The organism is Nocardia brasiliensis IFM 10847, from assembly GCF_000710915.1.
Classification (GTDB): Bacteria; Actinomycetota; Actinomycetes; order Mycobacteriales; family Mycobacteriaceae; genus Nocardia; species Nocardia brasiliensis_A.
Genome location: NZ_BAUA01000194.1, coordinates 1 through 24912, shown reverse-complemented (window position 1 = coordinate 24912; position 24912 = coordinate 1). Strand labels below are relative to the sequence as shown.

The 24912-nt window shown below is 67.1% G+C and carries 21 protein-coding genes; 15 read left to right on the top strand and 6 right to left on the bottom strand.

Translation table 11 applies throughout. The features are described 5' to 3' along the window. Positions 1-235 precede the first annotated feature (235 nt). From NBRGI_RS38175 to NBRGI_RS38160, 4 genes are all read left to right on the top strand, one after another. Positions 236-721, top strand: a complete 486-nt coding sequence (locus tag NBRGI_RS38175) for a hypothetical protein (RefSeq protein ID WP_148311120.1) — start codon at positions 236-238, stop codon at positions 719-721. 159 nt (positions 722-880) lie between these two features. After that, positions 881-1303, top strand: coding sequence for a tyrosine-type recombinase/integrase (locus NBRGI_RS38170; RefSeq protein WP_029902402.1), 423 nt, complete (start codon positions 881-883; stop codon positions 1301-1303). A 35-nt stretch (positions 1304-1338) separates the two neighbouring features. Continuing rightward, the gene (gene lepA, locus NBRGI_RS38165) at positions 1339-3201 is read left to right on the top strand and encodes a translation elongation factor 4 (RefSeq protein WP_370466225.1); all 1863 of its coding nucleotides are present in this window, start codon (positions 1339-1341) and stop codon (positions 3199-3201) included. Positions 3202-3330: 129 nt separating this feature from the next. Continuing rightward, complete coding sequence (locus NBRGI_RS38160) at positions 3331-3915, top strand: Uma2 family endonuclease (protein WP_029902397.1); 585 nt, start codon at positions 3331-3333, stop codon at positions 3913-3915. Between the two features lie 9 nt (positions 3916-3924). On the opposite strand, the gene NBRGI_RS38155 is transcribed toward NBRGI_RS38160, so the two are convergent. Genes NBRGI_RS38155 through NBRGI_RS38145 form a run of 3 tightly spaced genes read right to left on the bottom strand, consistent with a single transcriptional unit; the run spans position 3925 to position 6382 of the window. After that, positions 3925-5253, bottom strand: a complete 1329-nt coding sequence (locus NBRGI_RS38155; protein ID WP_029902395.1) for a sensor histidine kinase — start codon at positions 5251-5253, stop codon at positions 3925-3927. Next, positions 5250-5942 (bottom strand): response regulator transcription factor, encoded by a 693-nt coding sequence (locus tag NBRGI_RS38150; protein WP_029902393.1) that lies wholly within the window; start codon positions 5940-5942, stop codon positions 5250-5252. Before NBRGI_RS38150 ends, NBRGI_RS38155 begins: the two co-directional genes overlap by 4 nt. A 23-nt stretch (positions 5943-5965) precedes the next feature. After that, positions 5966-6382, bottom strand: a complete 417-nt coding sequence (locus NBRGI_RS38145) for a hypothetical protein (protein WP_029902391.1) — start codon at positions 6380-6382, stop codon at positions 5966-5968. 381 nt (positions 6383-6763) lie between these two features. Between NBRGI_RS38145 and NBRGI_RS47840 the strand changes: the two genes are divergently transcribed. Together NBRGI_RS47840 and NBRGI_RS38135 are read left to right on the top strand one after the other, a co-directional pair. Further along, complete coding sequence (locus NBRGI_RS47840; RefSeq protein WP_029902388.1) at positions 6764-8965, top strand: hypothetical protein; 2202 nt, start codon at positions 6764-6766, stop codon at positions 8963-8965. A gap of 58 nt (positions 8966-9023) precedes the next feature. Beyond that, on the top strand, positions 9024-10829 hold the full coding sequence (locus tag NBRGI_RS38135; RefSeq protein WP_029902386.1) for a dynamin family protein: 1806 nt from the start codon (positions 9024-9026) through the stop codon (positions 10827-10829). 9 nt (positions 10830-10838) lie between these two features. Here the strand turns inward: NBRGI_RS38135 and NBRGI_RS38130 are convergent, their stop codons facing one another. Further along, positions 10839-12824 carry a glycoside hydrolase family 15 protein gene (locus tag NBRGI_RS38130; RefSeq protein WP_029902384.1) on the bottom strand — a complete coding sequence of 662 codons (1986 nt, stop codon included), beginning with the start codon at positions 12822-12824 and terminating at the stop codon, positions 10839-10841. A gap of 111 nt (positions 12825-12935) precedes the next feature. Between NBRGI_RS38130 and NBRGI_RS38125 the strand changes: the two genes are divergently transcribed. Beyond that, positions 12936-13223 carry a hypothetical protein gene (locus NBRGI_RS38125; protein WP_029902381.1) on the top strand — a complete coding sequence of 96 codons (288 nt, stop codon included), beginning with the start codon at positions 12936-12938 and terminating at the stop codon, positions 13221-13223. Positions 13224-13417: 194 nt separating this feature from the next. On the opposite strand, the gene NBRGI_RS38120 is transcribed toward NBRGI_RS38125, so the two are convergent. After that, positions 13418-14479, bottom strand: coding sequence for a M48 family metallopeptidase (locus tag NBRGI_RS38120; RefSeq protein ID WP_029902379.1), 1062 nt, complete (start codon positions 14477-14479; stop codon positions 13418-13420). A gap of 71 nt (positions 14480-14550) precedes the next feature. Between NBRGI_RS38120 and NBRGI_RS50035 the strand changes: the two genes are divergently transcribed. The 8 genes from NBRGI_RS50035 (at position 14551) to NBRGI_RS38080 (ending at position 23332) form a co-directional block, all read left to right on the top strand. Further along, positions 14551-14640, top strand: a complete 90-nt coding sequence (locus NBRGI_RS50035) for an Ms4533A family Cys-rich leader peptide (RefSeq protein ID WP_370627913.1) — start codon at positions 14551-14553, stop codon at positions 14638-14640. A 202-nt stretch (positions 14641-14842) separates the two neighbouring features. After that, positions 14843-15889: a sulfate ABC transporter substrate-binding protein gene (locus tag NBRGI_RS38110; RefSeq protein ID WP_029902376.1), complete on the top strand. Its 1047-nt coding sequence runs from the start codon at positions 14843-14845 to the stop codon at positions 15887-15889. Between the two features lie 109 nt (positions 15890-15998). After that, on the top strand, positions 15999-16814 hold the full coding sequence (gene cysT, locus NBRGI_RS38105; protein WP_029902374.1) for a sulfate ABC transporter permease subunit CysT: 816 nt from the start codon (positions 15999-16001) through the stop codon (positions 16812-16814). Between the two features lie 148 nt (positions 16815-16962). Then, a complete protein-coding gene (cysW, locus tag NBRGI_RS38100; RefSeq protein WP_029902372.1) occupies positions 16963-17769 on the top strand; it encodes a sulfate ABC transporter permease subunit CysW in 807 nt (268 codons plus the stop codon). Next, positions 17766-18761, top strand: coding sequence for a sulfate/molybdate ABC transporter ATP-binding protein (locus tag NBRGI_RS38095; RefSeq protein ID WP_014982704.1), 996 nt, complete (start codon positions 17766-17768; stop codon positions 18759-18761). Before cysW ends, NBRGI_RS38095 begins: the two co-directional genes overlap by 4 nt. A gap of 533 nt (positions 18762-19294) precedes the next feature. After that, the gene (locus NBRGI_RS38090; protein ID WP_029902370.1) at positions 19295-20506 is read left to right on the top strand and encodes an Hsp70 family protein; all 1212 of its coding nucleotides are present in this window, start codon (positions 19295-19297) and stop codon (positions 20504-20506) included. Positions 20507-20742: 236 nt separating this feature from the next. Continuing rightward, positions 20743-21747 (top strand): AurF N-oxygenase family protein, encoded by a 1005-nt coding sequence (locus NBRGI_RS38085; protein ID WP_029902368.1) that lies wholly within the window; start codon positions 20743-20745, stop codon positions 21745-21747. 1 nt (position 21748) lies between these two features. Further along, complete coding sequence (locus NBRGI_RS38080; RefSeq protein ID WP_051728352.1) at positions 21749-23332, top strand: FAD-dependent oxidoreductase; 1584 nt, start codon at positions 21749-21751, stop codon at positions 23330-23332. Positions 23333-23580: 248 nt separating this feature from the next. On the opposite strand, the gene NBRGI_RS38075 is transcribed toward NBRGI_RS38080, so the two are convergent. Next, on the bottom strand, positions 23581-24351 hold the full coding sequence (locus NBRGI_RS38075; RefSeq protein ID WP_235211248.1) for an SDR family NAD(P)-dependent oxidoreductase: 771 nt from the start codon (positions 24349-24351) through the stop codon (positions 23581-23583). Positions 24352-24912: the final 561 nt, after the last annotated feature.

The following is a 24912-nucleotide window of genomic DNA, read 5'->3' as shown; positions in this document are numbered from 1 at the left end:
TCCTTTTGTGTGAAATCCAGATATAGCGATCTGTGAGTTAATAACTCGTATAGACGACCGTTCGGTTTGTCAGCAATAGCTCACTGGGGCTGCTCGAATCCGGGCGGCAATGAATGGCTACGGCAAGCCGGAGCGGGTAGGAGTTGCAAGCATCCAAGTTCGTGAAATCCTTATAAGGCCAGAGTGGTCTCAAAAGAAGGTCAAGAGGTGCATCGTTCGTTGGAGGATCGCAACGGTGTCCCAATTGAAAACCTTCGACAAGCGCGGTCGCCATGATGCCCCTGATACGGCCGAGTATTTCAAGAGTAAAATCGAAGGTAGCTCCGAGATGGTGAATACATCGACCCTGACCTCGGAAAGCGGAACATACAAAGAGTATGCCGAGAAATGGCGGGATCGCGCTCGCGCGGAAGGAACATTCAAGGCTCGGCAGCAGTTTGGCGATATCCGTGGCTGGACAGACCTGTTACTCACCAGGCGTCCCTGGTGTGAGAGAAAACCGATCCAGCTCTCGACGACCTCGTTGTATCTCCAGCACCTGACGACTCTGTTGCAGATCGCCGTTTATGACGGCTTGATCCTCGAGAACGCTGCCAGCAAGTTCAAGCTCGACGGAGACGAACTACGAAGAGGGTCTGAAGGCCCCACGGCCACCGAACTGCTCACCCCGCACCTCATCAGTCGGATCCGGCGCATGCTTCCGAGACTGTCTCCCTCATGATGCTGTTGAGCGCCCTGACGGGCCTGCAGGGCAGCGAAGTTGCGGGCCTTCGGGTCTGGGACGTGAACTTCGTGCGTCGGGAGCTCAATGTCGTCCAGCAGACAGCGCACAGCGCGAAGAAGGAGCCGGTCACCCCCAAGACCAAAGTCTTCGCGCCACATGGTCCTGCTGTCCAAGTCGGCCGTCGACGAGCTGCCCGCATACCTGGCCAACGACTCCTACAACCGCGGACCCGGCGATCTGATCTTCGCGGCATCGCGCGGAGGGCGCGGGTACGCAACCTTGCTCGGAGGCAACTTCCGTCGCGCCTGCGACAAAGCGGGCCTCGTAACCGAGTGGTCGTGGCATGACCTTCGGCATTATTTCGGTTCGCGCCTCATCTTCAGGGGGCGCGACGTGAAGACGGTCAGCGAACTTCTAGGACACTCCTCGCCGAATATGACCTGTAAGGTTTATGTGCACCTGTGGCCCGGCCAGGATGATGCGCTGCGAGATGACATGGACGAAGCGCTCCAGGACATTACTGCGCAGCGATGGGATGAGAATGGGATGGCGTCGGACCTGGGAGCGATGGCTGCATAGCCGCATGGGATCATGGACAACGCCGAATCCCCCTTGTGACCAGGAGCCCCGTGCCTAGCTTTGCCGATACGACGTTCACCGATCCGACTCGGATCCGGAACTTCTGCATCATCGCGCACATCGATCACGGCAAGTCGACGCTGGCCGATCGGATGCTGCAACTGACCGGAGTGGTCGAGGACCGGCAGATGCGCGCCCAATATCTGGACCGGATGGATATCGAGCGCGAGCGCGGCATCACCATCAAGGCACAGAACGTGCGGCTGCCGTGGCAGGTCGACGGCACCGACTACGTGCTGCACCTGATCGACACGCCCGGTCACGTCGACTTCACCTACGAGGTGTCGCGTGCGCTGGAGGCGTGCGAGGGCGCGGTGCTGCTCGTCGACGCGGCCCAGGGCATCGAGGCGCAGACCCTGGCCAACCTCTACCTGGCACTGGACAAGGATCTGACGATCATCCCGGTGCTCAACAAGATCGACCTGCCCGCCGCGGACCCGGACCGCTACGCGAGCGAGATCGCGCACATCATCGGCTGCGAGCCCGACGACGTGCTGCGCGTCTCCGGTAAGACCGGCGTCGGCGTGCCCGAGCTGTTGAACGAGGTCATCAAGCAGGTGCCCGCGCCGGTCGGCGACCCGGACGCGCCGGCCCGCGCGATGATCTTCGACTCGGTCTACGACACCTACCGCGGCGTAGTCACCTACGTCCGCGTAGTGGACGGCAAGATCATCCCGCGCGAGAAGATCAAGATGATGTCCACCGGCGCGCAGCACGAACTGCTCGAGGTCGGCATCGTCTCGCCGGAACCCAAGGCGACCCAGGGGCTCGGCGTCGGCGAGGTCGGCTACCTGATCACCGGCGTGAAGGACGTGCGCCAGTCGAAGGTCGGCGACACGGTGACGGCCGCGCGCAACGGCGCCACCGAACCGCTCACCGGCTACCGCGAGCCGCGCCCGATGGTGTACTCCGGCCTGTACCCGGTGGACGGTTCGGACTACCCCGACCTGCGCGACGCGCTGGACAAGCTCCAGCTCAACGATGCCGCGCTGACCTACGAGCCGGAAACCTCGGTGGCGCTCGGGTTCGGTTTCCGCTGCGGCTTCCTCGGTCTGCTGCACATGGAGATCACCCGCGAACGCCTGCAACGCGAATTCGACCTGGACCTGATCTCCACCGCGCCCAACGTGGTCTACACGGTGGAGATGGAGGACGGCAGCGAGCACGTCGTCACCAATCCGTCGTATTGGCCGGAGGGCAAGGTCCGGCATGTGTTCGAGCCCGTGGTGAAGTGCACGGTCATCTCGCCCAGTGAGTTCATCGGCTCGATCATGGAGCTGTGTCAGGGTCGTCGCGGTGAACTCGGCGGCATGGACTACCTGTCCGAGACCCGGGTCGAGCTGCGCTACACCATGCCGATGGCGGAGATCATCTTCGACTTCTTCGACTCGCTGAAGTCGCGCACCCGCGGTTACGCCAGCCTCGACTACGAGGAGTCGGGCGTGCAGGAGTCGTCGCTGGTGAAGGTGGACATTCTGCTGCAGGGCGAGGCCGTCGACGCATTCAGCGCGATCGTGCACAAGGACGCGGCACAGGCTTACGGCAACAAGATGACCACCAAGCTGCGCGAGCTCATCCCGCGCCAGCAGTTCGAGGTGCCCATCCAGGCGGCCATCGGCTCGAAGATCATTGCCCGCGAGAACATTCGCGCCATCCGCAAGGACGTGCTCGCCAAGTGCTACGGCGGCGACATCAGCCGCAAGCGCAAACTGCTGGAGAAGCAGAAGGAGGGCAAGAAGCGGATGAAGACGATCGGCCGCGTCGACGTCCCCCAGGAAGCCTTCGTCGCCGCCCTCTCCTCCGACGCCGCCTCCGACAAGCCGAAGGGCCAGAAGTAGGAAGGTGCGGCTCGGCTGGTTTGGAACCTTGCTCGACAAGCCTCGGAAAACAGCAGGATAATGCCTTGTAGGTGGTGATGTATGAGGCAGAATTCGTCCGCGAGCGGTGCTGAACCAAGGAGGATGGCGATGACTGCGGTGCACGAGGACGCGATCCTCACCGAGGATTTCGAAGTGATCGAGCGCTCGGTCGCACGACAGACCGAGGGGGTTCGGCTCGAGCTGATCAACGGACGACTGGGGGTCAAAGGCATGCCAGACGGTGATCACGGCCGGATTCTCAACTGGCTGTTGCTGTTGCTTTTGCCATTGAACCCGGGGTTGTTTCTGCATGTCATCGGGCAAGGTCTGGTTGTCGGGCCCTACCGTAAGGGACGGGCTCGCCCGGACGGCATTCTCGCGCCGCTCGATGCCTTTGTCGGCGCTGGTGAGTGGGCCTCTGCTGATCCTGTCGTGATGGCCGTCGAGGTCACCTCTCGCGATTCGGATACCACTCAGCGCGATCGAGTGGATAAGCCGCTCGCGTACGCTCAGACCGGGATCCCGATCTATCTGCTCATCGACCGAGAAGCAGGCAAGGTGATCGTGCACAGTCAACCGGAGGACGACGGATACGAGGTTGTGCAGAGCTATGCCTTCGGGCATGAAGTAGAGCTTCCCTCTCCGGTGAGCTTCACGATCGACACCGAGAAACTCAAGGACTTCGCCGACTGAGGCGCGCCCTCACCGAGTCGCGATGCTCACTCTGAGGCGGGTGCCGCCCAGTGGGCTCTTGGTGAGTTCGGCTGTGCCGGAGTGGAGTTCGGCTTGTTGCAGGACGAGGGCCAGGCCTAGGCCGGAGCCGGGGGAGCCGGGGCCTTTGACGAAGCGGTCGAAGGCGTTGGGGCAGACGGTTTCCGGGATGCCGGAACCGTTGTCGTCGATCAGAATGTCCACTTCGTCGGCGTGGGGGGCCACGGAGATGGCGATGGTGTCGGCGTGGCCGTGCTGCACGGCGTTCGCGACGGCGTTGGTGACGATGAGCAGGACGCCGCCGGGCAGGCCGGTCACCGTGACGGGTTCGCATTCGGTGAGGGTGACGGCGACGTCGGGGTAGCGACGTTGCGCGTCCTGGGCTGCGCGGTCCAGGGTTTCGCACAGATCGAAGGATTCGAACACGTCGGGTTCGGTGAGTTCGCCGACCGCGAGCCGCTCCAGGTCGGTGAGCGTGTTCTCGATCTGCTGCTCGGCGAAGAGCACCTCGGACAGGATCGCGCCGCGCTGTTCGGCGGGAATCTCCTTGGTGGCCAACACCTGAAGATCGGTGCGCAGCGCGGTCAGCGGCGTGCGCAGCTCGTGCGCGCAGACGGCGGCGAAATCGCGCGCACTGGTCAGCGCGCGATTGGTGGCGTGGTGTGCCGCCTCCAGCCTGGTCAGCATGCGGGTGATGGCGTCGGAGAGTTCCTCGGATTCCCGCGCGCCGCGACCGGACAGCGGCGGCAGCTCCTCGAGCGTGTCGATGCCATGGGTGGCGGCGGCCAGGCCGCGCAGCGGGCGCGCGGCGTAACCGGCCAGGAGCCAACCGAGTACGGCCGCGATCAGCGCTCCCGCCACACCGATGCCGAAGCCGATCAACTGGCTGCGGTGAATGGCGGAAGCGACGACGTCGCGGTTCGGGTCCAGCGAGACGAGCACGCCGGGCAGTCCGTCGACGCGGGTGATCGCCACGTCGGAGGGCAGGTCGTCGCGCCGGACGGTGGTGGCCTCGTCCGGGATATCGGCCGCGTTCGGCGCTTCGGTCGCATACGTCGAGGGACCCGCGCGTTCCGGCGCGGCAGGCGGCGGCGGTACGGCCGGCCCGGGCGGCCCGGGAGCCGGGAGTGTTTCCGCCGGAACGCCTTTCAACGGCGGCGCGACTCGGACCGCCATCGAGGAGACGGTCTCGTCCAACTGCCGCTCGCCGGACGCGTTGAGCAGCGCGGCGAAGGTGACGGTGAGGGTGAGCGCGACGAGCGCGGCCACCACGCCGGACACCACCGCCACCCGGGTACGCAGTGACGGTGACCGTTTCACGGCTGCTCCCGCAGGACGAATCCGACACCGCGCACCGTGTGCACCACCCGTGCCGCGCCGGGCGCCTCGAGTTTGCGCCGCAGATACGAGACGAACACGTCGACCACGTTGGTGTCGGTGGGGAAGTCGTAACCCCATACCGCGGAAAGGATCTGCTCGCGGCCGAGCACGATCCCCGGATGGTCGGCGAGCAACGCGAGTACCTCGAATTCTCGTTTGGTCAGGTCGACGGGTTTGCCCGCGGCCAGCACGCGATGCCCGGCCAGGTCGATCTGCACCTGGCCGACGCGCACCGGCGCGCCGGCGGGTTCGGCGGTGCCGACCCGGCGCCGCAGCAGCGCGCGCAGCCGGGCGACGAGTTCGCCGAGGTCGAAGGGTTTGGTGAGGTAGTCGTCGGCGCCGCGTTCGAGGCAGGCGATGCGGTCGGTCACGGCGCTGCGCGCGCTGAGCACGCAGATCGGGATGTCGTTGCCCATCGCGCGCAACGCCGTGACCACGCCTTCACCGTCGAGCGTCGGCATGTTCACGTCCAACACCATGGCGTCGGGCGTCTGGGTGCGGCACATGGTCAGCGCCTCGGCGCCGTCGCTCGCGGTGATCACCTCGAAGTCGGAAAGTTCCAGCCCGCGTCGCAGCGACGCGAGGACACGAACCTCGTCGTCCACGACCAAGATCCGGTGTCCGGTCATGGATCAACAGTAGTCCCGGCAGGTCAGCGCACGCTGGCGGCGACGCAGCCTTCCTCGAGCGGCGCGGTCGCCAGCGGGGGCGTCCCGGGCGCGAGCGGAGCGGTGGCCAGGGGTGGCGTCCCGGGCACGAGCGGAGTCGCCGGATCGATCGGGGTGGCGGGCACCGCTTCGACCGGGCCCTGGCGTTCGATGGTCACCCAGGGGCCGTCCTCGCCCTCGTTCGTGGTGATCACGACCTGTCCGTCCGGGTCGTCGATCGACGGGCACACCACGACCTGGCCGGGGCCGACCGGCTCGCTCGGGACGCCGGGAGCGGGCGCGGGGACCGCGGGCCGCACGGGTTGCGCCGAGGCGGCACCCGCCATGCCCGCGACCACGGTGGCGGTGAGCGCTGTTGCGCCCAGCACGGCGGCGACGCGGCGTCCGATGAGTGAGGTCATGAGGGGGTCTCCTTCAGCTCGATCCTGTCGACCGGGTGGCTCGACGAGTTCGACGTTAGGTACGGGATCTTCACGAGTCGTTGAGTAACTGTTAGAGAACTCTTAGGTCTGCCGGAATCGCTGGTGCGACGAGTTCGAACGGGCAGAATCAGCCCTGGTCAGCGCCGGTTTTGAAAACGGCGTACGGTTTGCTCGACCCACTAGAAATAGGGCTTTCGTTCTGCTTTTGGGGATGGCAAGGTTGTGTTGCTCGCCACCGCTGGACTCTCTACAGTCCTGGGTAATGTGACAGTCGGGTTTTCCCGAAATAGTGTTAGGTGATCTTCACTCGGTCCGGCCGGACGCGTGAGGATGGCTGTTGGAACCCGAGATGGAGCTTTCATGACGCGTGACCTGCCCTTCGATGACGACGCCACCGAGGGAGCCGAGCGCACGGGTGACACCGCCTATCGAGTAGCCACCGGCGTCGCGCGCGTTGCCCGCGCGGGCGCCTACGTCACCGGCGGCGCACTGATCGCGGCGAACGGCGGCGGCGTGCCCGCCGCGCCCGGTTCCCGGTTGGACAGCATGAACACCGGCTGGGCGCACAACAGCGACCCGGACTCCGGTGCCCCCTCGCCGGTCATCACGTTTCCGGACCCGGTCATCGAACCCGCGCCGCTGAACCCGCAGCATTCGCCGAATCTGCCGGTCTCGCACGGTAATTCCGGTTTCGACCTGCCCGGCACCGCGGGCGGCGCGAACTTCCCGCTGCCGACGCTGCACGGTGACTACAACGGCACCGACGCCGGGCTGCCCGGGATGCCCGGCACCGATTCCGGTCACGGCTTCGGCCTGCCGAGCCTGCCCGGCAACGCGGCCTCCGCCGACGGTGTGCCCGGTCTCGGCGGCATCCCCGGCACGGACACGGCGCAGTCCGGCGGACTGCAACTTCCGGGCACGCCCGGCAACGCACCGAACCACGATCTCGATCTGCCCGGCGGTCAAGGCTTCGGCCTGCCCGGCCACGGACTCGGTCAGGCGGGCCACGGCTTCGGCCTGCCCGGCGCCAACGGCTTCGTCGCGCCGGGCACGTTCGATCTGCCCGGCGCACACCCGATCGCGGGCACGCCCTCGGCCGGAACGCCCACGGGCGACGGCCCGTTCGACGGCGTCGGCGGTGACAACCTCGGCGTGTTCGTCGGCACCTCGTGGCAGGTCGATTTCGGCATCGGCCCGAACGGCGTCTACTTCAACTCCGAGATGAAGGTGGACGTCGGTGTCGGCCAGGTCGGCGACCAGCTCGACCACTTCACCGACTGGCTCGGCAGCGCGCTGCCCGCACAGTCCGGCGGCGCGCGGTCGGCCACCGATCCGACCGATTCGAACCATCACGGAAACCCCGGCGTCGTCGGAGGACTCACGACGCCGCTCGGCGGTCCCTCTACGACGCAGTCGGCCATGTCCGCGCAGTCGGCACCGGCCGCTACCCCGACCACCGCGCACCCGGCCGCTACCCCGCCCGTCGCTGCGCAGGCGCCCGCGCCGGTCGTGGCCACGGTCGCGCCTGCTGCCGTCGCGCCGGTCGCCGTCGCGCCCGCGGTCGTGGCTCCGGTGGTCGTCGCTCCGGTGGCGAGCGCGGTGCAGCCGGTGGTCGCCACTCCGTTGCAGACCACGATCCAGCCCGACGCGGCCAGCACGCCGATCGCGAACGTGATCGGCGCACCGCCGGCCGGTCCGTCGGTGCTCACCGCGCCGGCCGCCGCGACGCCCGCGTTGTTCGATCAGGCGCGCCCCACGCCGGTGGTGAAACCGGCTCCGGTGGTAGACCATTCGCGTCCCACCGACGTCTCGACTCCGACGACGCCGAACTCGCCGACCACCATCACCAAGACGGTGCCGACGACCCCGGTGGTGCCGTCCGACGTCACTACGCCGTCCGTGCCGAAGACGTCGAACCCCGACGTGACCAAGGTGCCCGGCGTGACGCCTCCGACGACGCCGCACACCCAGCCGAGCACCGGCCAGACCGACCCCACCACGAAGGTGCCGAGCACGACCGGCTCCCAGCCGTCGACCCACGTCCCGACCACGTCCCCGGACGACGACGTGACCACTCCGGGCACGGCGCCCACCGGTCCCACGAGCGGTGCGGGCGACGACATCACCACCCAGCCGACCGCGCCGACGCAGCCGACCGCGCCCACCCGCGACGTACCGACGGCCACCCAGCCGGAACCGACCGCGACGGTGCCGACGCACGACATCCCGACCCGGGACGTGCCGACGCACAACGCACCGGCCCCGACGGCCGATCTGCCGCCGACCTACCACGCGCCGACGCCGACCCAGGCCCCCGTGCCCACCTATAAGCCGCCGATCGTCGACCCGAAGCCGCACGGTATCTCCGATCCGATCAACGTCGGGCACCCGTACTATCCTGCAGGGGACTCGGTGCAGGTCGTGGATCACGTGACCTACACCGATCACGCGCCGCTCACGGTCGCCGCGAGCGGTGGTCTGTCCGGCGGGTTGATGCCGGAATCGACCCTGGCGGAGACCCACCACATCGTCCCGGGCGGCGTGGACATAGCGTTGCTGTAAACCGGAACGCAGGGGGCGTCCCGTGCAGATCGAAAGCAAACCACTGTAAGGAGGACGGTTGTCTGCCGCAGCCGGGCTGAAGGCCGCGACGGTGAAACACCCGGACGCGATGGCGCCGCTGATCCGGATACTCGACGAGCTGCGGGAGATCGCCGGATTCGCGGGGCGGGACGACCTCGGCAGTCGTTTGAGTATGGTGCGCGCCCGGGTCAGCGACCCACGGGTGCGGCTGGTCGTGGTCGGCGAGCCCAAGAACGGGATGAGCACGCTGGTCAACAGCCTGGTCGGCGCGTCGGTCAGCGCCACCGACAGTGACCTGAGCGTGCCCGTCATCGTCGAGTACGGGCCGGAACCGACTGCGACACTGGTGCGTTCGGTCGACGGACGGACCGAACGCCAGTCGGTGGATCCGCTCGACCCCGGCCCCGCCATCTCCGCGTTCGGCGTGATCCGCGCCGAGTTCACCCAGCCCAGCCCGCTGCTGGCCGACGGGGTCGTGGTGATGGACGCGCCCGGCACACGCGGCGCCGCCGACAACACCACCTGGTCGATGATCGCCGCCGCCGACGCCGTGCTCTACGTCGGCAACGCGGCCACCGAACTCACTGTCGACCAGATCGCCTACCTCCAGCGGATCCAGCAGATCTGCCCGACCGTGATCTGTGTGCTCAACAAGATCGACCAGTTCTCCCACTGGTCGCACACCCAGCAGCGCAATCGGGAACTGCTCGACGCCGCCGGCCTCGGCTTCGCGGTGGCGCCGGTCTCGGCGGAACTGCACCGGCAGGCGGGACTGTCCGGCAACTACCAGCGCGACATCGAATCCGGTGTGCCGCAACTGATCGACCACCTCCGCGACTACGTGGTGTCGCGCGCGGACAGCGTGGCGCTGGACGCCGCCGTGCAGGACATCCGTTTGGTGAGCGACCATCTCGCGCTGACCCTGCGCAACGAGGTCGAGTCGCTGCGTGATCCGCGCCGGCGCGCCGAGATCACCGACAAACTCGTCCGCGCCCGGGACGACGCGGACCAGCTGCGGCAGCGCACGTCGAACTGGCAGGTCACGCTGGTCGACGGCAGCACCGAGCTGATGGCCGATATCGAACACGATCTGCGGCACCGGCTGCGCAGTTTGATCCGTGATGCCGAAGCGGAGATCGCGCAGACCGATCCTGCCCGGCGCTGGAAGGAATTCGGTACCGATCTCGACGCCAGGATCTGTGAAGCGGTCGAAGAGAACTTCGTGATGGCGCACTATCGGTCTGTCGAACTGTGCGAGCAGGTGGCCTCGAAGTTTTTGGCGGACAACCGCGTTGCCCCGCTGCCGGACCTGCGGCTGGAGAACCCGGGTGAGGTACTCGAGCCAGTGCAGCCGCTGGAGCCGCTCGAAAGCGCGAAAGCCAGTGTGACGCAACAGTTGCTGTCCACCCTGCGCGGTTCCTACGGCGGCATCCTGATGGTCGGTCTGGTCACCAGCATCCTCAAGATGTCGCTGGTGAACTGGTATTCGATCGGTGCGGGCGTGCTTCTCGGCATCAACGCACTGTGGGACGAGCGCAAGAACTTGAAGGCACGACGGCGCGCGGAGGCGAAAGTCGCCGTGTCCAGGCTGATGGACGACGTGATCTTCCAGGTCAGCAAGGAATCACGAAACCGCCTGCGCGCCATGCAGCGTGTCCTGCGCGACCACTTCACCGAAATCGCCGGCAATGTCGCCAAGCAGGCCGACGAGGCCCTGCGCCTCGCCGAGGCCGCCTACCAGAAATACGGCGACCGCAGCGGCGACCGCATCGCCGACCTGGACAAGCAGATCGTCAAACTGCGCGAACTGCGTGAACAGGCCGACGGCCTGTCCACCCCCTGACCCCGCTGCTCAGGCGGGGCGGTTCGCTGGTACGTGGGCGGGCTGGAAGCCGCTCGCGGGACGGTTCTCTTCGGCTCGGATGACGTGGGTGACCGCGTTGATCAGGGCGAGGTGGGTGAAGGCCTGGGGGAAGTTGCCGAGGTGGCGTCCGCTGCGGGGGTCGATCTCTTCGGCGTAGAGCTGCAAGGGGCTGGCGAAGCCGAGCAGGCGTTCGCACAGTTGCCTGGCGCGCTGCACCTCGCCGATTTCGACCAGCGCGGACACCAGCCAGAACGAGCAGATGGTGAAAGTGCCCTCGGCGCCGGACAATCCGTCGTCGGTGGTCTCGGTGCGGTAGCGCAGCACCAGTCCGTTCTCGGTGAGCCGGTCGGCGATGGACAGCACGGTGGCGCGGATCCGGTGATCGTCCGGCGGCAGGAAACGGGTCAGCACCGCCAGCAGCAGCGAGGCGTCCAGGGTGTCACCGCCATAGGTTTGGGTGAAGACGCCGTTGCTGTTCACCCCGTGAGTGAGGATGTCGTCCTTGATCTCGTCGGCGAGGGCGTACCACTCGGTCGCGTGCTCGATCTGGCCGTGCAGTTCGGCCAGTTTCGCGCCGCGGTCGAGCGCGACCCAGCACATCACCTTGGACGAGGTGAAATGCTGTGGCTCGCCGCGCACTTCCCAGATGCCGCGGTCGGGCTCGCGCCAGCGCGCGATGGCCGCGCGCACCTGACGTTCCAGCAACGGCCACAACGTTTCCGGCACCTGCTGGCGCGACTTCACGTGCAGATACACGGCGTCGAGCATGGTGCCCCAGATGTCGTGCTGGTCCTGGTTGTAGGCGGCGTTGCCGATGCGCACCGGGCGCGCCCGGTCGTAGCCGCTGAGATGGTCGAGGGTCTCCTCGGTGATGAGGCGTTCGCCGCCGATGCCGTAAAGCACTTGCAGCGGAACAGCATCGCCGTTGTCGCCGGTGGTCGCGTCGCGCAGGAAGGCGAAGAAGTCGTCGGCCTCGCGATCGAGCCCGAGAGTGTACAAGCCCCACAGTGCGAAGCTCGAGTCGCGCACCCAGGTGTAGCGGTAGTCCCAATTGCGTTCGCCGCCAGGCGTTTCCGGCAGTGAGGTGGTGGAAGCGGCGAGTAGCGCGCCGGTGGGCGCGTAGGTCAAGCCCTTGAGCGTCAGCGCACTGCGCTGTAAATAGCTGCGCCACGGGTGATCCGGGAAGTTGCCGAGGGTGATCCACTGCCGCCAGGACTCGGTGGTCTGCCACATCTTCTGTGCCGCATCCTGATACGTCTTCGGGGCGGGCAGCTCCGACCAGGTCAACGCGACGAACACGTCGTCGCCCTCCTGCATCCGGGTGCGTGCCCTGGCCTCGCGGCCCTCCAGACCGAGCCGCAGATCGGTGGTGAGCACCAGCGTCGGCCCAGCGGCGGGGTCGTCGGCGCGGACCGCGGTGGCCTCCTCGTACACCTTGCCGGTGTACTCCCAGCGGGCCGTCGCGCGGTGGTAGTCGAACGAGGGTTCGCAGCTCATCTCCAACTCGACGGTGCCGTTCACGCATTTCACCGTGCGCAGCAGCATGTGCTCGGCGTCCCAGTCCATCGGGGTGCGGCGGTGTGTCTTGGAGCGCTGATCGTTGTTGTGCCACGGCCCGAGCACCAGCGCGTCGCGCACGATCAGCCAGCCGGTCTCGGTCTGCCAGGTGGTTTCCAGGATCATCCCGCCCGGCAGATAGCGCCGCGCGGCGGGCACGTTCACGCCGTACGGGCCGATCCGGAAGTGGCCCGCGCTGCGATCGAGCATCGCGCCGAAGATGCTCGGCGAATCCGGGCGGGGGACGCACATCCACTCGACCGCGCCGTTGTTACCGATCAGGCAGCTGGTCTCGCAGTCGGACAGGAACGCGTAGTCGTCGATCGGCGGAAAGGCGCCGTGCCGCGGCTCGGTCAGCTGGCTGGGTACCGGCAGGTCGTACGGCTCGTCGACGGTGAGATCATCGGAGGACGGCATACCCCACAGTATCTATGCCCCTAGCCTGCGAATAGGGGTGCCGGCGGCCGGCTCGGTCCGCGCCGGAATCGGGCTTGCTTCTCTCTCAGGTGGACGCACTAGGCTGGGTTCGTGGTACATCACATCGCAGGTTGGTGGGACAGCTTCGAGCTGTGGGTTGCGGGCCTCCCGTTCATCCCGCAGTTCCTGGTCGTGCTGGTCGGCATGGTCCCGATCTGCTTCGCCATCGCCTTCGCGCTGGACCGGGTGCTGCGCGCCGCGCTGCGCGTGCTCGACCGCAAACACCCCGCCGAGCCCGCCGTGCGCGTGCCGGCCGATGCCGCCGCCCTCACCGCCGACCCGGACGCGGTGCTGCTGCCCGGCGACCCGCGCAGGCCCGTGCAGAGCGGTGCCCGCTGATGCCACGTTCGCGCGTCCAGCTGGCCCTGATCGCCCTGCTGGTGCTGGTGGTCGTCGCCTGGCTTTTCACCCGCTGACGAGCGCGGGCTGGCTGTCGCCGTCCCGCCGCGCACCTCTCGTCGTCCCGCGCGCGTGTCAGCCGACCGACACGTGCGCTTCGTGCCGAACCGCACGCGGCACCTATCGAACGGGATCTAGTTGTTCTGCTCGCCCGAGCGCCAGTCGTTGAACCGCTTGCCGATCTTGGACACGGTGTCGCCGACCTCCTGACCGACCGTGCTCACCGCGGAACCGACGTCGCGGCCGAGGTTTCGCACCGTGCGGATCAGCGGGTCCTCGGATTGATCGAAGTTGTTGCGGTAGGTCCGGGCGGCCTCCTTGATCTCCGCGCCGATGCTGGCGTTCTTGTCGTGTTCGCGGCGCGGATAGTCGCCGGCGAGGATGCGGTCGTATTCACCGCTCTGGATCCAGCGGCGCAGCTCCGAAGCCCGCAGCACCGAGAACGGATGGCTCTGCAATTCCAGGTTGAGCAGTTTCAGCACACCGTCGCGCAGGTCGCCGGAGCGTTCGTAGTCGTCGGCCTGGGCCAGGAACGCGCCGTGATTCATCTCCTTGATCCAGGTGCCGCCCGCCGTCTTCATGTGCACCCGCACCGAGGTGTCGACATCCTGCACGCACAGCAGCCCGGCCCGGTCGCCGGAGAGCTCGGATTTGCGGCTCCATTCCATCAGCGCGGCGACGATGGCGCGTAATGCCCAGCCGCCCACCGGCATCCAGCCGAAGCTTGCCGAAATCCGCAGCAAATGCATGAGCATGGTGCGGTACACCGCGTGGCCCGACAGTGCGTGGCCGAGCTCGTGTCCGACGATGAAACGCAACTCCTCGGTATCCATCAGGTCGATCAAACCCGTGGTCAGCACGATGAACGGCTGGTCCATACCGATCGTGAAGGCGTTCACCTGCGGGCTCTGCAGCACGAACATCTCCGGTGTGGTGCGCGCGTCGAGCACCTGGACGCAGTCCTCGCGCAACTGATGCAGCGAACGGAACTGCCGCTCGTCCACCCGCACCGCCGTCGCGAGGTACATCAACCGGTGCTGGCGTTCCTGGAGCAAACCCGACAGGGTGCGCAGGATGGCGTCGAAACCGGACAGCGTGCGCAGTGTGACCAACGCGGTGCGATCGGCGGGATGCTCCCACGCGCGGGTGCTGATGCCGGGAAACCGTGCGCGGACCCGATCCGGGCTGGTAGTCATGGGATGAAACCCCCCTCTTCCTGGAACTCTGTAATTCGAACTAACACAACGTGCTCTGCTACAGTCTGCCCGTGTCTTCGAGTGTCGTCCCGCTGGTCCGCCATGAATTGGCGTTGATCGCGATCGGCAACCTCGCGGTCGCGGACATTCTCTGTCGCTGATCGGCGACCGGGCACGGCTGCGCGTCCCTACTTCGTAGACTGGCGTGCAACTCTTTCGCAGACGTCCCCGAACCCCCGGCGGCCTTCCGGCCGACAGTCACGCCATTGCCGCATAATTCCGGCGACAGGTCTACCGATCCACCAGCATGTCTGCGCCACTCGACGCCCCGAGTCGGCAGCCAGTAGGAAAGGTCCACCCGAAATGTCTCGCAAAACTCGGCTCTTCTCGCGCCGCAGCGCCGTTGCCATCGCCGTCACCTCAGCCGCGGCGGTCGTGCTCACCGCCTGCGGTGGCGGAGCCAGTGACACGGTCGGGGGCAGTGGTGCCGACGGCAGCGGTGGCACGCTCAACCTCTACGCCTACGCGGTGCCCAAGCCCGGCTTCGACAAGGTCGTGCCGGAGTTCAACAAGACCGAGAAGGGCAAGAACGTCGTCGTCAACGGCTCCTACGGCGCCTCGGGGGATCAGTCCCGCAAGGTCAAGGACGGCGCCGAGGCCGATGTCGTGAACTTCTCCGTGGAACCCGACATCACCCGCCTGGTCGATGCCGGGCTGGTCGACTCGAACTGGAATGCCGACGCCACCAAGGGAATCCCGTTCGGCTCGGTCGTCGCGATCGTGGTCCGCAAGGGCAACCCGAAGGGCATCAAGGACTGGGACGACCTGCTGAAGCCGGGTGTCGAGGTGGTCACCCCGAACCCGTTCAGCTCGGGCTCGGCGAAGTGGAACCTGCTCGCGCCCTACGCGGCCAAGTCCGAGGGCGGCAAGAACCCGCAGGCCGGCCTGGACTACCTGAGCCAGCTGGTGTCCAAGGAGCACGTGAAGGTGCAGCCGAAGTCGGGCCGGGAGGCCACCGAGACGTTCCTGCAGGGCACCGGTGACGTGCTGCTCAGCTACGAGAACGAGGCGCTGTTCTCCGAGCGCAACGGCGACCAGATCGAGCACTTCGTACCGCCGGTCACCTTCAAGATCGAGAACCCGGTCGCGGTGTTGAAGTCGAGCAAGAACCAGGAGAAGGCCGTGGCCTTCCGCGACTTCCTGTACACCCCGGAGGGGCAGCGGGCTTGGGCCGCAGCCGGTTTCCGGCCGGTCGACCCGAAGGTGGCGGCCGAGTTCGGCAAGGACTTCCCGACGCCGCAGCAACTGTGGACCATCGCCGACCTGGGCGGCTGGAAGACCGTGGACAAGGAGCTGTTCACCCCGAACACCGGTTCGGTCGCCGTGATCTACGACAAAGCGACCAAGTAACCGGGCTGAACGGACGGAATACTGGACGACTGTGACTGACAGCAGCACCGCCGGGGACGGGGCGGCACCCGTTTCCGGCGGTTCCCAGAAGGTGAGCCCGGCCGGGCGCGTGAACTGGTCGTGGCTGCGCGTGACCGGCTCGGTGGGCCCGCTCGGCATCGCCACCGCCGTGCTGTGGCTCAGCATCATCGTGCTGCTGCCGCTGGCCGCACTCACCGTCACCTCGTTCGACGAGGGATGGTCCGGCTTCTGGAGCGCGGTCACCGCGCCCGCGGCGCTGGACTCGTTGCGGATCACCGTGTTCGTCTCGGTGGTGGTCGCGGTGATCAACGTGGTGATGGGCACGCTCATCGCTTGGGTGCTGGTGCGCGACGAGTTCCCAGGCAAGAGCATCGTCAACGCGCTGATCGACCTGCCGTTCGCGCTGCCGACCATCGTCGCCAGCATCGTGCTGCTCTCGCTGTACGGACCGCAGAGCCCGATCGACATCCACCTCAACGCGACCCAGCCCGGCCTCATCGTGGCGCTGGCGTTCGTCACGCTGCCGTTCGTGGTGCGTTCGGTGCAGCCGGTGCTGATCGAGGCGGACCGCGAGGTGGAACAGGCCGCGCTCTCGCTGGGCGCGAACAACTGGACCACGTTCCGCCGCATCGTCTTACCGACGCTGGCCCCGGCGATCATCTCCGGCGGCGGCCTCGCCTTCGCCCGCGCCATCGGCGAATACGGCTCGGTGGTGCTGATCGGCGGCGCCATCCCGCGCGAGACCGAAATGGCCTCGCAGTACATCCAGAAGCAGATCGAGATCGACCGGCCGATCAACGCCGCCGCGGTTTCGGTTGCCCTGCTGGTCATTTCGTTCGCGACCCTGCTCGTGCTCCGCCTGCTCGCCGAACGCAGCGTGCGCAAGGAACAGGAGACGCGGTGAACAGGCCTGCACGTCGACACCTCGCTGGCGCTCGGCTTTCGTCGTGCACACCAGCCGCCGACATGCGATCGGGGGCGCTGCGCTTCCCCGATTGCGGCATACCCATCCGTATGTACAGCGGCCGGGGTCTACACCAGAGGAGCACGTGATGAAACTCTCTGTGTGGTCTAGGGTTCCGCTGCGGGTGGTGGCGCTGGGTTACCTGGCCGTCTTGCTGGTGCTGCCGCTGGTGATCATCCTGTATCGCACCTTCGAGAAGGGGATCGGCGCGTTCGTCGATTCGATCTCCACGCCCGCGGCCATCTCCGCGTTCCAGCTGTCGATGATCATCGTGGCGATCGTGGTGCCGGTGAACGTGATCTTCGGCGTCGTCACCGCGATCGCGCTGGTGCGCGGAAAGTTCCCGGGGCGCACCCTGGTTCAGGGCATCGTCGATCTGCCGTTCGCGGTGTCGCCGGTGGTGGTCGGCGTCGCGCTGATCCTGCTGTGGGGCGCCGGCGGCTGGTTCGGCGGCCTGGAGGACATCGGCGTCAAGGTGATCTTCAATCTGCCCGGCATGGTGATCGCCACCATCTTCGTCACGCTCCCGTTCGTGGTGCGCGAGGTCGAGCCGGTGCTGCACGAGATCGGCGACGAACAAGAGCAGGCGGCCGCCACCCTGGGCGCCACCCGCTGGCAGACGTTCTGGCGGATCACCTTGCCCGCCATCCGCTGGGGCCTCACCTACGGCGTGGTGCTCACCGTGGCCCGCGCGCTCGGCGAGTTCGGCGCGGTGATCATGGTCTCCTCGGCGCTGCCCGGTAAGTCGCAGACCCTGACGCTGCTGGTGCACGGTCGATACATCAACGACCACAACACCTTCGGCGCCTACTCGGCCGCGACCCTGTTGATGGGCCTCGCGCTCGTGACACTCCTGTTGATGACCCTCCTCGAACGCAAGCGGGGCGCCAAATGATCACCGTGACCAATGCGAAGAAGAACTACGGTTCGTTCGCCGCGCTCGACGACGTCACCATCGATATCCCGTCCGGCGAGCTGACGGCCCTGCTGGGGCCCTCGGGTTCGGGCAAGTCCACGCTGCTGCGGTCGATCGCGGGGCTCGAGTCGCTCGACTCCGGCATCGTGGTGATCGCGGGCAACGACGTCACCCGCGTGCCGCCGCAGAAACGCGACATCGGTTTCGTATTCCAGCATTACGCCGCGTTCAAGCACATGACCGTGCGCGACAACGTGGCGTTCGGCCTGAAGATCCGCAAGCGCCCCAAGGCCGAGATCGCCAAGCGGGTGGACGAATTGCTCGGCATCGTCGGTCTCGACGGCTTCCAGCATCGCTATCCGGCTCAGCTGTCCGGCGGTCAGCGCCAGCGCATGGCGCTGGCGCGCGCGCTCGCGGTCGATCCGCAGGTGCTGCTGCTCGACGAGCCGTTCGGCGCGCTGGACGCCAAAGTCCGTGCGGACCTGCGTACTTGGCTGCGCAGGCTGCACGAGGAGGTGCACGTCACCACCGTGCTGGTCACCCACGATCAGGAAGAGGCCCTCGACGTGGCCGACCGCATCGCGGTGATGAACAAGGGACGGATCGAGCAAATCGGTTCTCCGGAGGACGTTTACGACCGCCCGGCGAACGAGTTCGTGATGTCGTTCCTCGGTGCGGTTGCCCGGCTGAACGGACATCTGGTGCGCCCGCACGACATTCGCGTCGGTCGCGAGCCGAGCATGGCGCTGGCCGAGCACGAGGGCACCGCCGAATCCGCGGGCGTGACGCGGGCGACGGTCGAACGGGTGGTGCATCTCGGGTTCGAGGTCCGGGTGGAACTGCGCAATGCCGCGACCGGCGATCTGTTCGCCGCACAGGTGACCCGCGGTGACGCGGAGGCCCTGCGGCTCGCGGATGGGGAGACCGTCTACGCCCGGGCCACCCGGATCCCGGAGCTGCCCGCGCAGTGAGGCGCCGCGCCGGTCGGCTGCTGCGACGTTGCTGATCTTGTGCTGGCGCAAGGTTATCCGCCGAGCGGGAGCACCGAAGTGTTGCCGCATTGTCCGGTACAGAGTTGCGGCGGTGACCCGGCCGGGTCACCGCCCGGCGCGACCGGCGGTCGGCTTCAGCGTGTCGTTCCCGCGAGTCTGCGCAGTATCGCGCGCCGCAGCCCCGGTGTCCGGCGAATAGGGATTGTTAGGGGCTATCACCGCATGTGAGAACGTGTATCCGGATGCGATGCCGGATGGGTGCCCGGTGCGGCCTCGAGCGGCAACCCGGTACGGGACATGATCGAATGTCGGCGTGTCGCAGTGAAATCCGGGCGTCGGCGCGATTCGCGCACTCCAGGGCGGGTGACCAGGACTGATCGTTGTGCTATGCAACCTGTTTCAGAACAGGCGGGCGGCGGACAATAGGGTGTCCGGTGGTTGGCAGGCGAGTCGCGGAGTGGTTGCGTGGACGGAGTTCGAAGCAAATCGGCTCGGCGATCAGGTGGATTGCGATGGCGGTTGGTCTGGGTTTGAGCATCGGCACGGTGAACACGGTTTCCGCTCTCGCGGAGGAAGGTTCGAGCGGCGCCCACCCAGCCCGCTGGTTGCGTCAGCTACCTTCGACGCAGGCTCCGCCGGGCCGCCGGTGGCCGCCGCGCGCCCAATCCATCACCCGCCGCACCACACTGACCTTCGACAGCACCGGCCTCGCCCGGGTCGGCATGATTCCGCGGCACGGCCGCGCCATCACCGAATTCGCCGATCTCTCCCAGCGCTCCGTGGTCTGCGCCCGCGTCGGGCATCGGGCACTCTCACCCGCCGACCTGGTCGCGGTGGTGGCCGAATGCCTGATCAGCGAGGCACTGCTCGATCATCCCCACGATGCCGGTCACGGGGTCGGCATCGCGCTGACCCATCCCGCGCGCTACACCGACGCGCACGTCGGTGATCTGCGCGCGGCGCTGGACGCGATCGGTCTCGACCACGTCGCACTGGTCGCCGAGCCGGTCGCCGCGGCGACCTGGCTGGAGGCCGACCGCGGCCCGCTGATGCCCGGCCTGGCGCTGGTCTACGACCTGGGCGGGGCCAGTCTCGATGTCACGCTGGTCCGGGTCGGGGCGGGCTGTCCACGTAATCCGATCGTCGGCGAGCCGTTGCGCTCGCCGGAGTTCGGCGGCCGCGCCTTCGGCGCCCTGGTCGCCTCGCGCGCCGGGCACGGCCTGCCGTCGGACTCCATCTCCGGCTCGGTCGCCGGCACCACGGCCGACGAGTTACGGACCAGGCATGTGCGGGCCTCCCTGGAGCTGGTCTACAAATGCCTGCGCATCGCCGACGTCACGATGGCCGATGTCGACTGTGTGCTCGTCGTCGGCGGCGCTGCCCGGCCGGTCGAGGTGGCCCAGGTCCTGGCCGGCGAGCTGGCCCGGCCGGTGATCGCCGCCCCGGATCCGGAGCGGACCATCGCGGACGGCGCCGCGATCATCGGCCGCCGGGCGGCGGTCGCCGCGGAGGAGTCGGCGGGCAGGCACCACGGAAAGCGGCGCGGCGGGGGCGCGCATCGACGGGCGGCCACCAGGGCGATGGTGTTCTCGCAGCGGACGAAGCGCAGGCTGAGCCGGGTGGCGCTGGCAGCGGGGCTGTCGGTCGCGGGCGTCGCAATGGCGCTCGCCTTGCCCGCCGACGGGGTGATCGTGGGGATGGCGCAGCTCGCGACCCTGCGCTGACCGCGGGCGGTCGTACCCGGTGGTGATCGTGACGAGGGCGATCGCCACCGGGTACGCCGCTTTTTGCGGTGAGTGGGAACTGCGGGCGGCGGTCTCTCGCGATACGCCGCCACCACTTGCTCCTGATCGTTCGACCAGCTCTTTACGGGGTACTCGCTTCGTGGGTTGACGTGACAGCCTGTAGGTGTAACCATGGGGTACAGGTAAACGTTTCGAAGAGAGAGGCAGTGACGACGATGTCTGCAGCCGTGACGCCCCCGATCGACCCCGATCTGGAGAAGGCGCAGGAGTACGCCGCGACGCTTCTACTGCTCTCCGAGGGCTCGGTCAACAAGCATTTCGACCCCTTCGACGATATCGACTGGGACAACCCGGACTTCGACCCGAACGCGGGCGCGCACCGGTGGATCCTGCCGAAGTCGGCCGACCCGCTCGGCCGGCACCCCTGGTACCTCGCGCAGTCCGACGAGCGCAAGATCGCGATCGGCAAGTATCGCCAGGCCAACGTCGCCAAGGTGGGCCTGCAGTTCGAGTCGATCCTGATCAGCGGCATGGTCACGCACAACTTCGGCCTGCCCAACGGCTCGCCCGAATTCCGGTACTGCTCCCACGAGATGATCGAGGAGCACAACCACACCCTGATGTTCCAGGAGATGGTGAACCGGATCGGCGACGACGTGCCCGGCATGGGTCCGCTGGTGCGCAAGTTCAAGTACCTCGGTGCGCCGGTGGCCGCGTGGTTCCCCAACCTGTTCTTCATGGCGGTGCTGGCCGGCGAGGAGCCGATCGACCACATCCAGAAGGCGATCCTGCGCTCCGACGAGGACGTGCATCCGATCATGCGCGGCGTGATGGCCATTCACGTGGCCGAGGAAGCGCGCCACATCTCCTTCGCGCACGAGTTCCTGAAGATCCACGTGCCCGAGTCGAACGCGTTCAACCGGTTCGTGCTCTCGATCGCGATGCCGATCGTGATGTGGATCCTCGGCCGCTCGATCTTCACCCCGCCGCGTTCGTTCTGGAAGGAATTCGACATCCCGGACTACGTCCGCAAGGAACTGTTCTACGGGTCGAAGGAATCCAAGCAGGAGTTCAGCGACTTCTTCGGTGACGTGCGCACGCTGGCCAAGGACATCGGCCTGATGAACCCGATCTCCAAGGCGGTCTGGAAGCTGCTCAAGATCGACGGCCACACCACCCGTTATCGCTCCGAGCCGCTGCGCGCGGTCAAGGCTGGCTGACGTGCCCTACATCGTCACGCAGTCGTGCTGTAGTGACGCCTCGTGCGTGTACGCCTGCCCGGTGAACTGCATCCACCCGACGCCGGACGAGCCCGACTTCCTGACCGCGGACATGCTGTACGTGGACCCGAAGGCGTGCGTCGACTGTGGCGCCTGCGCGACCGCCTGCCCGGTGGACGCGATCGTGTCGTCGAAGAAGCTGACCGAAGAGCAGAAGCCGTTCATCGAGATCAACGCCGATTTCTACCGGCAAGCCCGGCCGCGTCCACTGCTGGCCAAGCCGGTGCCCGCGGCCGAGATCCGGACCGCGCGCCAGCCGCTGCGGGTGGCGATCGTCGGGTCCGGCCCGTCGGCGATGTACGCGGCGGACGAGCTGCTGACCCAGCCCGACGTGGCGGTGACCGTGTTCGACCGGCTGCCGGTGCCCTACGGGCTGGCCCGGCACGGTGTCGCGCCGGATCACGCGAAGACCCGGAAGGTCAGCGAGCTGTTCGACATCATCTCGGCGCAGCCCGGCTTCGCCTCGTATCTGAATGTCGAAGTGGGCGCACATGTTTCGCACAACGAGCTGCTCGACCACTTCCACGCGGTGATCTACGCGGTCGGCGCTTCGGCCGATCGCAAGCTCGGTGTGCCCGGTGAGGGCCTGGCGGGCAATGTCTCCGCCACCGATTTCGTCGCCTGGTACAACGGGCATCCCGATCACGCGGATCGGCTCTTCGATCTGTCGCAGCAGCGCGCGGTGATCGTCGGCAACGGAAACGTCGCACTCGACGTCGCCCGCATCCTGACCAGCGATCCGGAAACGTTGTCCGGCACCGATATCGCGCCCTACGCGCTGCGCGCGTTGCGCGAGAGCAAGATCGAGGAAGTGGTGATCCTCGGTCGCCGCGGTCCGCTCGAATCCGCTTTCACCGTGCCGGAATTCGTTGGTCTGCTCGGCTCCGACGTGGACATCGTGATCGAGGGCGACCTGCCCGAGCTGACCGAGGGGCTGCCGTACCAGGTCGAGCAGAAGCTGCGGCTGCTGCACACGGTGCGTACCCGGCCGGTCGGCGAGCGTAAGCGAATCGTGTTCCGCTACTTGGCTTCGCCCACCGAACTCGTCGGCACCGACCGGGTCGCGGGCATCGAGGTGAGCCGCAATGAACTCGTCACCGACGCGGACGGGCGCACCAGGGCGGTGGCCAGCGGTGCGACGGAACGCCTCGACGCGGGTCTGGTGCTCACCTCGGTCGGTTACCGGGGTGTCGCGTTGCCCGGCTTGCCCTTCGACGACGCGGCGAGCGTCATCCCGAACCTGAACGGTCGGGTGCTGGAACGGGTCGACGGCGCGGTGCTGCCCGGTACGTATGTCACCGGGTGGATCAAGCGCGGCCCCACCGGCTTCATCGGCACCAACAAGTCCTGCGCGCAGGAAACGGTGCAGCAGCTCGCCGACGACTACAACGCGGGCCGACTGCCCGAACCGGGCGGCAGCGCAGCGGAATTCGACCGGCTGATCCGGCAGCGGCAGCCCGCGGTGCGGGTCGCGGGTGCGGCCAAGCGCGTCGGTCCGGTGCGCAGGTTGCTGGCTCGCTCCTGAGCGAGACCCCTCGTGGATCATGAGATCGGCGAGGGGGCTGCTGTTTGCGTAGCCCTATTTTCTGGGCCTTGCCGCTATGACTGGGCCCGTCCACGATAGAAGTGGGCGGGGACTCACCGGTGACGCGGTCACGAAGTCCGCAGTGTCATCACCTGCCTGTTCCAGCGAGGTGCGTCGGGTCGTCCTCGCTGATGGCTCGGGCGGGCCGCGCACGGCGGTCCGCCCGAGTATTCCTGTCGCCGGGTGTATCAGCGCGCGGTGAAGCCGCCGTCGATCGCCAGGGCGGCGCCGGTGACGAAACCGGCCTCCGCGCTGAGCAGGAACGCGCAGAACCCCGCGATCTCCGCCGGCGTGCTGATCCGGCCGAGCGGATGCAGGGCGGCGATGGCCGCCTCGCCCTCCGGTGTCGCGCCCATCGAATTGCGGAACGCCGGCGTATCGACGGCCCCGGAGACCAGCGCGTTCACCCGAACGCCCTGCTCGGCGGCCTCCAGCGCGACCGCCCGGGTCAGGCCGACCACGCCGTGCTTGGCCGCGACATACGGTGCGACCGAGCCCATTCCGACCACACCCAGGTTCGACGCGTTGTTCAGGATCGCGCCGCCGCCGGCGGCGACCAGCGCGGGCACCTGGTGCCGCAGACCATAGAACACGCTCGTCAGATTGAGTTCCAGGTCGGCGCGCCAGCCCGCCTCGTCGATCTCGGCGACGGGCCCGAACGCGTTGACCGCGCCCGCGTTGTTGAACGCCGCGTCCAACCTGCCGAACTCGGTGACCGCGGCCTCGGTGAGCCGGGCCACGTCCTGTTCCACGGTGACGTCGGTCGGCACGAACAGTGCCCGCCCGCCTGCGGCGCGGATCTCGGCGGCCACCCGCTCGCCCGCGTCCTCGCCGCGGGCGCCGAGCACGACTGCCGCGCCCTCGGCGGCCACCCGCAACGCGACGGCCTTGCCCACGCCGGAGCTGGCGCCGGTGATCAGTACGACCTGATCCGCGAACCGTGCTGTCATGTTGTCCATTTCCCTTCTGGTCCTTGCGCTCTCACCGTCCTGTGGTGCGGTCGCAGTACTCAGTCAAGTCCGTGGCAGATGCCTGCGCTGGCGGGAAACAGTCGTCACGTTGACGTGTCATCGGTTCGGGCGTGTAGTCGGAGCTAATTCAGGTGAAGTGGTACAGCTGATCGAATTAAGCTGCGCTGGCAATGGTTTAGTTACCGACCGGTCAGTGTGTTGGAGTAACTTATGATTCGATGGGGGAGGCCGTCCGATATTCGTGCATGTGCACATTGTCCGGATCGCTACGTGATAACGGGATCGGGTGATGTGTTGTTCAACCTTTGACCGTCCAGTGGGCTGAACATCGCTGCCGCTCCGCATCTTCGCAGGTGATCCGGATCATTGCGCTGTGCAGCTAAACGTTTCACGCCATTTCGTCGCCGTTCATATCAATTCCGCATCCTTCCAGCGAGCCGAGCAGCTAATCTGTGCTGGCTGTTTGGAAGACGACCGCGGCCACATGGTTCTCTGTGTGATGGACGTGGTCTCGGTACGTTGACGGGATAGCATATGACCACAGGTCTG

Bases quoted from the DNA above. Each gene is read 5' to 3' on its own strand.
- NBRGI_RS38145 (WP_029902391.1), bottom strand. From the start codon at position 6,382: ATGACCTCACTCATCGGACGCCGCGTCGCCGCCGTGCTGGGCGCAACA.
- NBRGI_RS38170 (WP_029902402.1), top strand. From the start codon at position 881: ATGGTCCTGCTGTCCAAGTCGGCCGTCGACGAGCTGCCCGCATACCTG.
- cysW (WP_029902372.1), top strand. From the start codon at position 16,963: ATGAAACTCTCTGTGTGGTCTAGGGTTCCGCTGCGGGTGGTGGCGCTG.
- NBRGI_RS38160 (WP_029902397.1), top strand. From the start codon at position 3,331: ATGACTGCGGTGCACGAGGACGCGATCCTCACCGAGGATTTCGAAGTG.
- NBRGI_RS38090 (WP_029902370.1), top strand. From the start codon at position 19,295: ATGGCGGTTGGTCTGGGTTTGAGCATCGGCACGGTGAACACGGTTTCC.
- NBRGI_RS38150 (WP_029902393.1), bottom strand. From the start codon at position 5,942: ATGACCGGACACCGGATCTTGGTCGTGGACGACGAGGTTCGTGTCCTC.
- NBRGI_RS47840 (WP_029902388.1), top strand. From the start codon at position 6,764: ATGACGCGTGACCTGCCCTTCGATGACGACGCCACCGAGGGAGCCGAG.
- NBRGI_RS38095 (WP_014982704.1), top strand. From the start codon at position 17,766: ATGATCACCGTGACCAATGCGAAGAAGAACTACGGTTCGTTCGCCGCG.
- NBRGI_RS38130 (WP_029902384.1), bottom strand. From the start codon at position 12,824: ATGCCGTCCTCCGATGATCTCACCGTCGACGAGCCGTACGACCTGCCG.
- NBRGI_RS38120 (WP_029902379.1), bottom strand. From the start codon at position 14,479: ATGACTACCAGCCCGGATCGGGTCCGCGCACGGTTTCCCGGCATCAGC.
- NBRGI_RS38085 (WP_029902368.1), top strand. From the start codon at position 20,743: ATGTCTGCAGCCGTGACGCCCCCGATCGACCCCGATCTGGAGAAGGCG.
- NBRGI_RS38110 (WP_029902376.1), top strand. From the start codon at position 14,843: ATGTCTCGCAAAACTCGGCTCTTCTCGCGCCGCAGCGCCGTTGCCATC.
- NBRGI_RS38075 (WP_235211248.1), bottom strand. From the start codon at position 24,351: ATGGACAACATGACAGCACGGTTCGCGGATCAGGTCGTACTGATCACC.